This is a genomic window from Euzebya tangerina (assembly GCF_003074135.1).
GTDB lineage: Bacteria > Actinomycetota > Nitriliruptoria > Euzebyales > Euzebyaceae > Euzebya > Euzebya tangerina.
In genome coordinates, this window is sequence record NZ_PPDK01000001.1 from 65,920 (window position 1) to 78,801 (window position 12,882).

General features: G+C 68.3%; 14 protein-coding genes. 5 read left to right on the plus strand and 9 right to left on the minus strand.

The features are described from left to right. Positions 1–39: 39 nt before the first annotated feature. From C1746_RS00345 to C1746_RS00365, 5 genes are all read right to left on the minus strand, one after another. Positions 40–1,014: a glycoside hydrolase family 140 protein gene (locus C1746_RS00345; RefSeq protein ID WP_116712731.1), complete on the minus strand. Its 975-nt coding sequence runs from the start codon at positions 1,012–1,014 to the stop codon at positions 40–42. Positions 1,015–1,023: 9 nt separating this feature from the next. Further along, positions 1,024–2,337 carry an NADH-quinone oxidoreductase subunit D gene (locus tag C1746_RS00350; protein ID WP_414627952.1) on the minus strand — a complete coding sequence of 438 codons (1,314 nt, stop codon included), beginning with the start codon at positions 2,335–2,337 and terminating at the stop codon, positions 1,024–1,026. Between the two features lie 66 nt (positions 2,338–2,403). Further along, positions 2,404–3,033 (minus strand): NADH-quinone oxidoreductase subunit C, encoded by a 630-nt coding sequence (locus C1746_RS00355; protein WP_116712732.1) that lies wholly within the window; start codon positions 3,031–3,033, stop codon positions 2,404–2,406. After that, on the minus strand, positions 3,033–3,824 hold the full coding sequence (locus tag C1746_RS23055; RefSeq protein ID WP_205711620.1) for a NuoB/complex I 20 kDa subunit family protein: 792 nt from the start codon (positions 3,822–3,824) through the stop codon (positions 3,033–3,035). Before C1746_RS23055 ends, C1746_RS00355 begins: the two co-directional genes overlap by 1 nt. Then, positions 3,815–4,180, minus strand: coding sequence for an NADH-quinone oxidoreductase subunit A (locus C1746_RS00365; RefSeq protein WP_116712733.1), 366 nt, complete (start codon positions 4,178–4,180; stop codon positions 3,815–3,817). Before C1746_RS00365 ends, C1746_RS23055 begins: the two co-directional genes overlap by 10 nt. 137 nt (positions 4,181–4,317) lie before the next feature. Here C1746_RS00365 and C1746_RS00370 point away from each other — a divergent pair, with 137 nt between their 5' ends. After that, positions 4,318–5,805 (plus strand): MFS transporter, encoded by a 1,488-nt coding sequence (locus C1746_RS00370; protein WP_116712734.1) that lies wholly within the window; start codon positions 4,318–4,320, stop codon positions 5,803–5,805. Between the two features lie 17 nt (positions 5,806–5,822). Here the strand turns inward: C1746_RS00370 and C1746_RS00375 are convergent, their stop codons facing one another. Further along, entirely contained in the window at positions 5,823–6,650 is an 828-nt protein-coding gene (locus C1746_RS00375) for a class I SAM-dependent methyltransferase (RefSeq protein ID WP_116712735.1), read from the minus strand. Between the two features lie 51 nt (positions 6,651–6,701). Here C1746_RS00375 and C1746_RS00380 point away from each other — a divergent pair, with 51 nt between their 5' ends. From C1746_RS00380 to C1746_RS00395, 3 genes are all read left to right on the plus strand, one after another. After that, entirely contained in the window at positions 6,702–7,829 is a 1,128-nt protein-coding gene (locus C1746_RS00380) for a M15 family metallopeptidase (protein ID WP_116712736.1), read from the plus strand. A gap of 503 nt (positions 7,830–8,332) precedes the next feature. Beyond that, entirely contained in the window at positions 8,333–8,968 is a 636-nt protein-coding gene (locus C1746_RS00390) for a DUF6198 family protein (protein ID WP_162867221.1), read from the plus strand. A 41-nt stretch (positions 8,969–9,009) separates the two neighbouring features. Continuing rightward, on the plus strand, positions 9,010–9,246 hold the full coding sequence (locus C1746_RS00395) for an RNA-binding S4 domain-containing protein (RefSeq protein ID WP_116715503.1): 237 nt from the start codon (positions 9,010–9,012) through the stop codon (positions 9,244–9,246). Positions 9,247–9,252: 6 nt separating this feature from the next. On the opposite strand, the gene C1746_RS00400 is transcribed toward C1746_RS00395, so the two are convergent. From C1746_RS00400 to C1746_RS00410, 3 genes are all read right to left on the minus strand, one after another. Further along, positions 9,253–10,566: an NAD(P)/FAD-dependent oxidoreductase gene (locus C1746_RS00400; RefSeq protein ID WP_116712739.1), complete on the minus strand. Its 1,314-nt coding sequence runs from the start codon at positions 10,564–10,566 to the stop codon at positions 9,253–9,255. An 81-nt stretch (positions 10,567–10,647) separates the two neighbouring features. Then, positions 10,648–10,971, minus strand: a complete 324-nt coding sequence (locus C1746_RS00405; protein WP_116712740.1) for a hypothetical protein — start codon at positions 10,969–10,971, stop codon at positions 10,648–10,650. Continuing rightward, positions 10,968–11,933: an alpha/beta fold hydrolase gene (locus C1746_RS00410; RefSeq protein WP_116712741.1), complete on the minus strand. Its 966-nt coding sequence runs from the start codon at positions 11,931–11,933 to the stop codon at positions 10,968–10,970. The genes C1746_RS00405 and C1746_RS00410 overlap by 4 nt, the downstream gene beginning before the upstream one ends. Before the next feature lie 431 nt (positions 11,934–12,364). Between C1746_RS00410 and C1746_RS00415 the strand changes: the two genes are divergently transcribed. Continuing rightward, the gene (locus tag C1746_RS00415; protein ID WP_205711621.1) at positions 12,365–12,880 is read left to right on the plus strand and encodes a YbaK/EbsC family protein; all 516 of its coding nucleotides are present in this window, start codon (positions 12,365–12,367) and stop codon (positions 12,878–12,880) included. Positions 12,881–12,882 lie beyond the last annotated feature (2 nt).

A 12,882-nucleotide genomic window follows, 5' to 3' on the forward strand; every position in this document is an offset into this window, starting at 1 on the left:
TCACAAGCCCATGTGACACTCGGGAGATGCAGTCCTCGTTCAGGTGATCAGGTCAGCAAGTTCGGCCACTCGCGAACTCCCCGCCGAGCCAAGCGCCTCGTGCCACGAGCCTCGCGCGTGACTGATCGGCGTACGCCCGTCGTCCAGCCACTGCCAGACCGCGTGGGAGCCGTAGGCGAATCCTGCTGCACCAGCGCGCAGAGCAGCACGGATGGCGCGTTCGACGTCATCGGCGTCGAATCGTCCAGCAGCCGGATCGAAGTCGATGGGGTGATCCTCGTAGCAGGGTTCGGCATCTAGACATGGCCGAGACGGGTCGAGACGGCGCATGCGTTCGACCAGGCGACGCGGGGCCGTCCGGTCGGAGGAGTGACCTGACTGGCACATGTGGAAGTCGATCCACGTCTCTGCCGCCAACTCGTCAGCACTCGTGTGGCCAGCAGGTGGGTGATAGCTGCACAGGTGGGGTTGCGCCTGGGTCTGGTTGATTCCCGCGGCCATGGCGGCCCACAGCGGGCGGTGGTCAGCTTCCGGCTCGACGACCGGTCGATCACCACCCAGGATCCAGATCACGTTTGCATGATCACCGAACCGGTGTCCCACCCAGCGGCCCCAGCGACCGGCAGCCGCGGCATCGAACAGGACCGGCGTCGGGCGCCAGAGCGGCGTGACGTAGGCACCCCAGGTCGGGAGCAGGCCGACGACGAGCCCCCGGTCGGCGCACGCGCTGATGATGTGGTCGGCATGCGCCATGTAGGACTCGTTCGGCCGGTCGATGTCGCCATCGACCAGTGGAAGCTCCCCGGCATGGTTCGGCGTCGTCGTTCCGTCGAGTTCGGCCAGCAGAACGGTCTGGATCACCGTGAACCCCTTCGCGGCCCGGTCGTCGAGGTACCTCTCGATCTCGCCGGGTGCCGCTCGATGGATCAGCTCCCAGGCCGTGTCGGCTGCGTAGGCGAAGACCCCGCCATCTGCGCGGCGGAGCCGGTCGCAGTCGCAGATGAGCGGGAACACCTCACGGCCCTAGCGGTCGACGCCGCCCATCACCGGGTCCAGTGACGCCACCGCCGCGATCACGTCGGCGATCTGGAGGCCCCGGGTCACCGAGGGGATGGTGCCGATGTGGATGAAGGAGGGCTCGCGCACGCGGACGCGGTAGGGCTTGTTGGTGCCGCTGGAGGTCATGGCGTAACCCAGCTCGCCGCGGGGGCTCTCGACGGCCTGATAGACCTGCCCCTTCGGCACCTCGAAGCCCTCGGTCACCAGCTTGAAGTGGTGGATCAGCGCCTCCATGGACTGGCCCATGATCTTGCCGATGTACTCCTTGGCGTTGCCCAGTCCGTCGGGCCCGAGCGCCAACTGTGCCGGCCAGGCGATCTTCTTGTCCGCCACCATCACCGGACCGCCGGGCAGGACCTTCAGGGCCTGCTGGACGATCTTGATGGACTCCCGCATCTCCGCGATGCGGATCAGGAACCGCCCGTAGCCGTCGCAGGTGTCGACCGTCGGGACCTCGAAGTCGTACTGCTCGATGCCGCAGTATGGCTGGGATTTGCGCAGGTCGTGGGCCAGACCGGTGGACCGCAGAACCGGCCCGGTGACACCGAGGTCCAAGCACTGCTCACGGGTGAGGACACCGACGCCGCTGTTGCGCTCCAGCCAGATGGGGTTCTGGGTGAGCAGGTCCTCCAGCTCGTCGATCTTGCCGGGCAGCGCATCGATGACCTCGCTGACCCGCTCGATGAAGGTCTCCGGGACGTCCTGAGCCAGACCGCCGGGGCGGATGAAGGCGTGGTTCATCCGCAGGCCGGTGACGAACTCGAGGATGTCGAGCAGGTCCTCGCGCTCTCGGAAGCCGTAGATCATGGCCGAGAGCGCACCCATCTCCATGCCGCCGGTCGCCAACGCGACCTGGTGGGAGGTGATCCGATTGATCTCGGTGAGGATCACGCGGATGGCCTGCGCCCGCTCCGGGATCTGGTCGGAGATGCCCAGCAGCTTCTCGACCGCCAGGCAGTACGCCAACTCGTTGTGCAAGGGCGCGAGGTAATCCATTCGTGTGACGAACGTCACGCCCTGGACCCAGGGCCGGTACTCGGCGTTCTTCTCGATTCCGGTGTGGAGGTACCCGATGACCGGCTGGTTGTCGACGATGACCTCGCCGTCCATGGTCAGCAGCATGCGGAGGACGCCGTGCGTGGACGGGTGCTGCGGCCCCATGTTGATGACCATGAGGTCGTCTTCGATGGCATCCGGCAGGTTCTGCCACTCCCCGGGCGCGGCAACGGTGAACTCCCCGTCGACGGGCTCGAGTGTCGCGGTGCTGGTGGTCGTCAGCTCGGCGGTCTCATCCGCCCATGCGCCTGTGTCGTCAGTCACGAGTGGCCTCTCCAGAGCGTCACGCTAGTAGTCACGCTCATCCGGTGGGGGGATGGTCTCGCCCTTGTACATGACCTCGACCCCACCGAGCGGGTAGTCCTTGCGGTGCGGGTGGCCGTTCCAGTCGTCCGGCATCATGATCCGGGTGAGGTTGGGGTGGCCGGTGAACTCCACGCCCATGAGGTCGTAGGCCTCACGCTCCATGAAGTTGGCCGAGGAGTAGATCCCGGTCGCGCTGGCCACGGTCGGGTCGTCATCCGGGAGGGACACCCTGATGCGGAACCAGTGGTTCTTCGCGACCGAGCGCAGGATGTAGTTGACCTCGATCGACCCCTCGTCCCGCTCCTCGGTGTAGGTCGGCCAGCCGGTGGTCTCCTCGACGTCGACGGGCATCACCCCACCCGGCCAGTGGACCGCGGAGATGTCGCTGAGCAGCTCGCACTGCGTCGCTGCGTCGTCGCGGGCGAACTGCAACGCCGCTGTCAGCGTCACCGGGTCGACGGTGATGGTCAGCTCGCCGCGGTGCTCGCTGGCCGTGGCGCCCGGGATCCCGCCGGTCAGCACCTCGCGCAGCTCCTGGAGATGGACCGACAGGGTGGAAGCGCCGGTGTCGTCGTCTTCCTTGGCGGCCTTCGTGGTCGTGGCATCCACCATCAGGCGCCGTCACCTCTGTCAGTGCTGCCGGAGCCGGACCCGCTCCCGGACGACCCGTCCCCGAAGCCGGCCCCGGTCGGCACGGCCCAGGACGCGCCGGGCTTGCCAGCCTCGACGTCATCAGCCAACTGCGCGGCGGACCGCCGGACAGCGTCTGACTTGGAGGCGCGGCCCGCAACCACCGCCTCCTTCGGCATGATCCGGTGCAGGGCGGGTGCGGTCATGGGCTTGCCGTCGGGTGTGACCTCCTCCACGGTGTCGCCGTCGACCCAGCCGGTCCGACGCCGGAAGTCCTCCATGGACTCGCCCTTGCGGGGCCGCTCGACCAGCTGCTCGTTGCGGATCTTGTCGTGCAGCTTGAGGATGCCGTCCATCAGCAACTCGGGGCGCGGGGGGCAGCCGGGGACGTACATGTCGACGGGGATGATGTGGTCGACGCCCTGGACGATGGCGTAGTTGTTGAACATCCCCCCGGAGCTTGCGCACACACCCATCGAGATGACCCACTTGGGATCGGCCATCTGGTCGTAGAGGTTGCGGACCACGGGGGCCATCTTCTGCGACACGCGACCGGCCACGATCATCAGGTCCGCCTGCCGCGGTGAGGCGCGGAAGACCTCCATCCCGAAGCGCGCCAGGTCGTAGTGGGCGGCGCCTGTGGCCATCATCTCGATGGCACAGCAGGCCAGGCCGAAGGTCGCCGGGAACAGCGAGCCGGCCCGGGCGATCCCCAGCAGCTTCTCCGTGCTGGTCAGCAGGATGCCGTTCGGCAGCTTGGACTCTATTCCCATTCCAGACCCCCCTTGCGCACGACGTAGAAGTAGGACTCGAGCAGCAGGGCCAGGAACACGCCCATCACGGCCAGGCCGTACCAGCCCAGCTCACCCAGGACCGTGGCCCACGGGTAGAGGAACACCGCCTCGACGTCGAAGATGATGAACAACATCGCGATCAGGTAGAACTTGACCGGGAAGCGTTGGCCTGCCACAGCGGTCTCGGGCTCGGGGATGATCCCGGACTCGTAGGCCGCTTCCTTCGCCGGGTTGGGGTTCGACGGACCGAGCTTGGCCGAGACGGCCACGCTCAGCACGACGAACAGCGTCGCAACGGCGAAGAGCAGGACGATCGGCAGGTACTCAACCAGCACGGCGGCTACTCACTCCTCGGGCATCGAGCAACATGTTGCATCTGGGCCTCGTCATGAGGGCTTCCCGCAACCTGTCGCACCATTTGGCATCCAGTTCGCAGCGTACCAGTGAACCCTCGCCAACTAACCTGCTGGTTGTGTCCTCGTCGTCACTATCTGCGGGCGGGTCACCCGGAGAGCCGGGTGACGAATCAGCCACGGGTGGCCTGTGGGGTGACCCGGCCGAGTACGTCGATCCGACGGGGGATCTGATCCTGCCGAGCGAGGCGGAGCAGGAGCAACTGCGGCAGCGCGCGACCGCACGTGCCGGCCGAGCGGTCAAGCAGAAGGTGAGCGACCTGTTCGGCGCCGGCGGGCCGGCCTTCAGGCTGCTGGCCAACGCGCACGCCGCCTCGACCGCGGGGGACACACTGGTTGCGATCGCGCTGGCGAACTCGCTGTTCTTCCAGGTCCCCTCGGCTGAGGCCCGCGGCAACGTGGCCCTGTACCTGCTGCTCACGATGGCACCGTTCGCCGTGATCGGGCCACTGCTGGGGCGGTTCTTCGACCGTGCCGGAGCGGAGCGGACGGTCCTCATCTGGGCCTCCTCCGTCCGTGTGGTCGCTGCGGTGACGTTGGTGGTGCTGGCCGACTCCATCTGGCTGTTCCCGCTGGCCTTCTCGCTGCTCGTGCTGTCCCGGGTCCACGGGATCGCCCGATCAGCGCTGCTCCCCCAGGCCCTGTCCAATCCGATCGCCCTGGTCACAGCGAACGCTCGATTGGCGCAGGTCAGCGTCATCGGCGGTGGCGCGGCCGCACCGGTCGGGGCCGCGCTGGCTGTTGTCGGGTCGGAGGCGGTCCTGGTCGGCGCAGCTGCGGTCTTCGGCATCGCGACCTGGCAATCGATGGTCCTGCCGGCGCTGCAGGGACGCCCGACGGATGCCACAGCGGAACCGGCACCACCGAGCCCGCTGCCGCTGCGAACCCAGACGCCGTACACGGATCGTCTGCGTCGGACGCGGCGCGTGGAAGATGAGGAGACCGAATTCGTGGAGGCGGTCGAGGTCGACCCCCGACCGGTCACGGGTCTCCTCGCCCTGAGCCAGACCACGCAACTGCGCCTGGCCCAGTTCGCCACCGCGATGGTCCGGCTGCTGAACGGCTTCCTGGTCCTGATCCTGGCCTTCGCGTTCCGCGACATCGATGCCCCGCTGTTCGACTTCGGGGCGGTGTTGGCCGCGGCCGGTCTCGGCTTCGGGTTGGCGGCCCTCGCGGCCCCGATGCTGGAGCGAGCGCTGCGGGAGGAGCCCATGGTGGTCGCCGCCCTGGCCGTCGAGGCCGCCGCGGCGTTCATCGCCGGGCAGTTCTTCGGGTTGCCCGCGGCCGCCTTCCTCTCCCTCGCGGCGGGGTATGCGTGGGGGACGGCCAAGTTCGCATTCGACGGTCTGCTCCAGGCGACGGTGGCCGCCGAGAACCGCGGCCGTGCGTTCACGCGCTCGGAGACGATCTTCCAGCTGGCGTGGGTGCTCGGCGCGGTCATCCCGACCGCGATCGTGCTGGACGTCCGGGTGGGGCTGATCATCGCCGGGATCACCGCGCTGTGCGCTCAGACCGTCTACGTCTCGCGGCTCCTGCAGCAGCGCTGAGCCGTCCCTGGAGGCGGTCAGGCCACCTTGGTCGCCTGCAGCGTGAAGGTCGCCGGCAGCCGGTTCGGTCTGCGCCTGAGCCGGAACTCCCCGGCATCGTCAGCCGCCATGGCCGCACCGAGTGCGTTCCAGGGAGCCGAGTTGTGCTCCGTCAGGGCGTCGATCCGCATGCCGGCGGCCAGGACCGCGGTGACGATCTCCCCGATGCCGTGGTTGAAGGAGACCGTCGTCGGCGAGGCGATCGGGCCATCCGCCTCGACGTAGGTCTCGGTCTCCTCCTCCACGACCGCCTCACCCTCGAAGTAGTCATAGACCATGGCCACCTCGTCGTCATCACGGCCGTAGTCGAGGGCGAGGAGCACGGGGTGCCCGTCGCGGATGAACAGTCGCCCGCCGGGCCGGAGCAGGGCGGCCACGACCCTGGCCCACGGGGTGATCTCGGGGACCCAGCAGATGGCCCCGATGCCCGTGTAGACCAGGTCGAAGCGCTCATCTCCGAGGACCTCGTCGGCCCGCAGGACGTCCGACTCGACGTAGGTGATCGGCTGGTCGGAGTCCTCGGCCAGTTGACGTGCGACGGACAACGCCGAGGGCGAGAAGTCCAGACCGGTGACGGTCGCGCCCAGCCTTGCGAGGGAGAGGGTGTCGGTCCCGATGTGGCACTGCAGGTGGACGACGTCCAACCCCTCGATGTCACCCAGTCGCGGGCGGTCGAAGGCGACCACCGGGGAGAGGTGATCCGGATCGTGGCGGTAGGCGTCCAACTGGTAGCCCTGCTCGTGCAGCGGCACCCGACTCTCCCAGTTGGCCTTGTTGACGGCGGTGTAGTTCTCGATCGGATTCATCGACCCAGGCTAAATCCCGCAAGATCGACGAGACCGCGCCACAGTTGGGGCGTGCCTCGTGTCGTCGTCGGCGTCCTCTCCACGGTCCTCGTTGCCCTGCTGCTCCCACTGCCGTCCATCCCGGCGGCCGCCATCGTCCTGGCAGCAGGCGTGGACGGTGAGTCGGCCCCCGGCCAGCGGAACCCGGCCCGCCGGGGCCCCGAGGTGTCGGTGATACGCACGACCGGGTCCTTGCCGGCCGATGTGGTCGTGCAGGCCGCGAACGTCGTCGGGGTCACAGCCGTGGCGGAGGTCGACACCGAGACCGTCCGGCTGATGGACACCTCCGCCGGTGTCGGTTGGGCATCTGGGTTCGGCGTGGCCTTCGACCTGTACGGCGTCGACCCCGCCACCTACGCAGATGTCGTCCCGGCGGCCGGGGCGTTGGATCAACTCGGGGACGGCGAGGTGGTGCTGTCGGCTACCGCTGCCCGCCAACGAGGCATCGGACCGGGGGACTGGATCGCCTTGCACGACGGGCGACGACTCGCTGTCGTGGGGACGATCGCCGCTGGGCTGATCGATGGTGCCGGAGGGGTCGTGACCCGTGGGACCCTGCAGGGCCGAACTCGCTACGCACTCGTGGCGCACGGCGTATCCGATGGGGTCCCGGCCGCCCTCGACGCCATCGTCGCACCGATCCCCCGGACCCTGGTCCGCACGGTCGGGGCGGCGCCGTGGTCGATCGGCTGGCGGACCGTGGCCTCACTGACGGCGCTGGAGGATGCACTCGGTCCGCTGCCATACCGGCCGGCCGCCGGGCGCTCGATCGTCCTCGGCCAGGCGGTGGATGTGGTGGACGCTGAGGTTCCCATCCTCGGACGGGTCCGGTGTCATGCCGCCATCATCGAGCCACTGCGCCAGGCCCTGGGCGCGATCGAGCAGGACGGCTTGGCCGACCTGGTGGATCCGACCGACTACGCCGGCTGCCACTCCCCCCGGCTCATCGCGGCTGGCGGACCGATCTCCCGCCACGCGTTCGGGATCGCCGTCGACCTGAACGCCTCGACCAACGGGTTCGGCGTCGCACCGACGATGGATCTCCGCATCGTGGAGCACTTCTCCGCGGCCGGCTTCGTCTGGGGTGGTGACTGGCCGGTGCCGGACGGCATGCACTTCGAGTGGCACCCGGACGCCTGACGGAGTGACGCGTGAGTTTGACGCAACGTGTTCCGCGAACTACTATCTGTAAGTAGACGGTAAGCCGACCGCCGCCACCAAGCTGCAGGACATGGGGGAGACCTTGGAGTCACACGCCAACGCCCACCTGTCCTGGCAGTATCTGAGCGATCCTGGCGTTGCGTCCCACCCGCCTGCAGGCTCGGAGGGTGGTCCCCCGGTCGGGTCCGGGCCGACCAGGCGCTCGGTCTCCAAGCTGGCCGGAAGCTCCGCGATCATCGGTCTCATCTGGGGCCGGGTGCCCATCGTCGGTCCACTGCTCGCCATCGGGCTCGGCATCGCGGCGATCCCGAGCGATCAGGCAATCCAACGGCTCACTCCAGGAATCGAACGGCATATGAATCGGCAGAAGTCGCGGCGTGTTCGCCGACGGGGCGGCGCACCGGGTCCCCGCCTGCGGAGGGCTGTCCTCCCAGCCCAGTTGGACCGTCAACCGGCTCCCTGATCACGAATACGGTGGCCGAGTGGACCGACCGGACCGTCTTGGAACGCCCCGACGCTGGGCCGTGCTGGCCCTCGGGCTGGTCTTGCTCGTCATCGGCGTGTCGACGTCCATCCTCGCTGGCCTGGGCGTGGGGTCGTGGCAGGTGTTCGAGACCGGCCTCATGGCCGCCACCGGGTTGCCATTCGCTCCGGTCGCGATCGCCGAGTCCCTGATCCTGCTGGTCGTTGCCTGGGTCTGGCTCGGTCAGCCGCCGTGGGCGGCGACGGTCATCCTGGCGTTCGCCGGCCTGCCCATCGGGTGGGTGCTCGACACGTTCTCCCAGCCGGACAGCCTGCTCGCACAGACGGCGATGCTGCTGGGCAGCATCGTGCTGATCGGTCTCGGGGTTGCGTTCTACCTGGCTGCCGCCCTGGGCGCGTCGGCCCAGGACGCGATGTTCGTCGGGCTGTACGAGACCTACTCGTGGCGACCGGGCTATGTCCGGTTCGGACTCGACTTCACACTCGTGGTGCTCGGCACGCTGCTCGGTGGCCAGTTGGGGATCGGGACCCTGGTCGCAACCATCGGCATCCCGGTGATCATCGAGCCAGCGCTCCGCCTGGGCCACCAACTGGCCGATACACCACTGCCGGTCGCGATGCGTCCGTCCGGCTGAGCGCTGTGTACCAAGAGTCGGACGTGCCCATACTCGGGGTCATGTCCGACGACGCCCTCGACGTCCCGATCTCCGGCGACACGATCAAGCTGGGCCAGTTCCTCAAGTTGGCGAACGTGATCGAGTCCGGCGCGCACGCCAAGCTGGTTCTGGCCGACGGCGTCGTCACCGTGAACGGCGAGGTCGAGGTCCGCCGAGGACGTCAACTCTCCGTCGGGGACGCTGTCGAGGTCGCTGGCGAGGTGTTCCTGGTCGGCGAGGGACACGGCACCCGCTGACGAGAACTATGCGGCTGGGACGACCCGGCTCAGCGTGTTGATGACCACGTCGGTCACGTTGCGGTTCTTCTCATTGACCAGGTGGGCCATCGTGCGGAACACGAAGTCCATGAGCCGACGGCGCGGCATGCCGTACTCGGTGCACATCCGCATGACCGTGGGGTTGGCCATGACGGTCAGGAAGACCCGCCCCAGCTGGTAGTAGCCGCCCCAGGTGTGCCTGAGCTCCTCCGGGTACCGGCGCAGCAGGTCTGGGTTGTTCGCGACGAAGGCCTGATCGATCGCGCGTGCGGCCATGTCGGCCGCCTCGATGGCGTAGGAGATCCCCTCCCCGTTGAAGGGGTTGACCATCCCGCCAGAGTCACCGACGAGCACCGCGCCCTTCCAGATGTGGGGATGCCGGTTGTGACCCATCGGCAGGCCGGCGCCCTTGACGCGGCCGACGCGGGTCTCGGGGTTCATCTCCCACTCCGCCGGGAAGCTCGCCACCCAGTCGTCGAGGACCGTGCGATAGCTGGTGGACTGGTAGTGCTCCGAGGTCGAGATCAGGCCCCAACCGACGTTGGCCAGCCCGTCGTCGAGGGGGAAGATCCAGCCGTAGCCCGGCAGCAGCTCACCGTCGGGGTTCCGCATCTCGAGGAACCCTTCCATGTGATCCATCGTCGATCGCGGTGTGCGGTAGTAGGCCCGGACGGCCGTTCCCATGGGTCGCGTCTCGTCCCGGTGCAGACCCATCTGGACTGCCAGGCGGGAGGATCCGCCGTCAGCCAGGACGACGATCCTGGCGTGGATGGCACCGTGGCTGCCGTCGGGCCGTTGGTAGACGACGCCACACACGGTGTCCTCGGCAGGCGTGGACCAGATCGGCGCGACTGCCTTCGTCTGCTCCCACAGATGTGCCCCGGCACCGGCGGCGTTCTTCGCCAGGGTGTGGTCGAACAGGGCCCGCGTGGCGGTGATGGAGTGGGTCGGGAACTCGTCGGTCTCGGGCCAGGGCATGTTCCACACCACGCCGCCGCCGTACATCCGCAGCCCCGTCTGCCGAGCCCAGCCGTCAGGGGTGCCCTCCGCCTCGGCAGTCAGATCCAACATCCGCATGGCGTGCACGGCCCGTGGGGTCAGCCCATCACCGCAGACCTTGTCGCGGGGGAAGGATTCCTTCTCCAGGATCACGACGTCGTGGCCCAGTTGGGCCAGGAAGTAGCCAGCCGCGGCGCCGCCCGGTCCTGCGCCGACGACCACGACATCCGCGGTCTCGGTCGGTCCGGACAGGTCGACGGGTTCGGAGGTGTAGCCGGCCGGATTGATCGGTGATGCCATCACCAGCAACGGTACCCACGGGGCCGGGTCGTGACCCCCGGGGCGTCCGGGCAGCACCAGGCCTGCTGAGCGATGCGCGCCTCAGCTCCGGGCCACGTGCTGGATGGCGGAGGCGGGGACGAAGCGCAACCGTTCGCCGTCGTCCTCGGCGTTGGCCGTGCCGTCGACCAGCAGCGACAGGTCCGACCGGCCACCCTCCGACGGCCACAGCAGCGTTGCGTTCGCCGCCGCCTGGACGTTGGTGAGCGATCCTCGACCGGGCGTCATGACCAGGTCGGTGCCGTCCCAGGCGACCGTCAGGGCAACCACCTTGGGGCCGTCCTGCCCACAGGTGATGAGATAGGCGGCACGCCCCCGCTCCTCCACCTGGCCGGGCAGGTCCGCCAGCTCCACCCGGATGCTCACGACGACCCCGCCGGGACGTCGACCGACGGCTCGTGCAGCTCGTGCACGAGCTCGACGAGGACCTCGGGCTTGGACCAGTTCAGCGCGTGGCCGTGACCGGGAACCCAGACGTTCCGGGCGTTCGGGATGAGCTCACCCATCCGTTCGGAGTGCCAGCGCGGCGTGGTCTGATCCTCCTCCCCACACACGACCACCGTCGACACCTCGATCTCTCCCAGGCGGTCGTAGAAGCTGGTGTGCGCCAGCCGGCTGAGCAACGGCACCAACGCCTGGTGGTCCTGCGACAGGAAGTCGTCGATGAACGCACGGCAGGCGGCTGGTGAGGGGTTCGGCCCGTAGATGGACGCGGCGAACGGCAGCGCGATGGACTCGTACTGCAACATGCGCTCGAGGAGTCCGCTCGTTATGAGGGGTATCTGCGCCCTCGTCTGTGGCGCGTCGACCGCCGCGTCACCGGCCAGGCTGGCGAACAGCACCAGCCCGCGGAGTCGGTCAGCGGTCTCGGGGTGCTCGAGCAGCGTCGCGATCGACACATATCCGCCCGTGGAGTGACCGACCAGCACACCGTCGGTCACGTCGTGCTCCTCCAGCAGCGCGACGATGTCGTCGGCGATGACCTCCAGCTCGATGCCGTCGGTGCCGATGGTGGTCTGCCCGTGGCCACGCCAGTCGGCACAGATCACCCGGAAGCCCGCGTCGACCAGCATCGTGGCGACCACCGTCCACGCGCGCATGGAGACGCCGTAGCCGTGCAGCAGCACGACATCGGGGCCGCTGCCGGCCACCTTGGATCGCATCCTGGCCCCGTCTGGACGGTCCAACCAGACGGTATCGCCCGGGGGATCCGATTCGAGCAGCAGCGGATCGATCGGGTCGGGGTTGGCCTGGATGGCGCCGACCTGTCGGCGGACGGCGGCGTAGCCGGCCCCCACGATGGCCAGTGCAAGGAGAGGAAGTCGCATAGCTGGAACCTAGTCCCTGACCACCACTGGCACTAGCGTCGCGGGTGCATGCGGGGGTGGTCGGCTCGGAGGCACGTCTGCCTGATTCGGCCAGTGGGACACCACCTCGAACTCTCGGTACACGCTCCGACCCGCCGGCCCACGAGATTAACCGAGAGATGCGCCTGACCTGCCACTCCGGAACTCTCGGCACACGATGTCCCGATGAGGGCCGCCAACCGGGTACTGAGAACCAGCGCTGTACCGAGAGTCGACCGGTGTACCGAGAGTCGACCGGTCTACCGAGAGTCGACCGGTCTACCGAGAGTTGACCGGTGTACCGAAGGTGGACCCCGTTCTGCCGGGGACGCGGCCGGCCACCGTGGCGTGTTCAGCTCCCGTCTGGGGTGCCTTCCACCGGAGGACGCCGTCGAAGTAGGGTCAGCGGCCTGATGACCAGCGACTCCTCGCCACAAAGCCCCCAGGACACCACGATGTTGGAGGCCCGTGTCGTGGCGCTCGCCACGGAGCTCGACCCGACCGTGGAGATCGTGACGATCGATCCTGACCTGGCCGACACGGCCGCGTTCTGCGAGGCCTACGGGTACAGCCTGGAGGAGTCGTGCAACTGCATCGTCGTGCAAGCCAAGACCGGTGAGGCGGCCTATGCCGCATGTCTTGTGCAGGCGACGAGGCGGCTGGACCTGAACCGGCACTCACGGCTCATCGTGGGCGCCAGGAAGGCGAGCTTCGCCTCCGCCGAGGCCACCGTGGAGGTGACGGGGATGGTCCCCGGCGGGGTGACGCCCATCGGACTGCCGACGGATCTGCCGCTGTTCGTGGACGAGCCGATCATGGAACTCGACCGGGTCGTGGTCGGCGGTGGCGGTCGTGGGACGAAGCTGCGGCTGAGCCCCACCGTCCTGGGTGACCTACCCAACGTCACCGTTGCCGCAATCAGTCGGTAGTG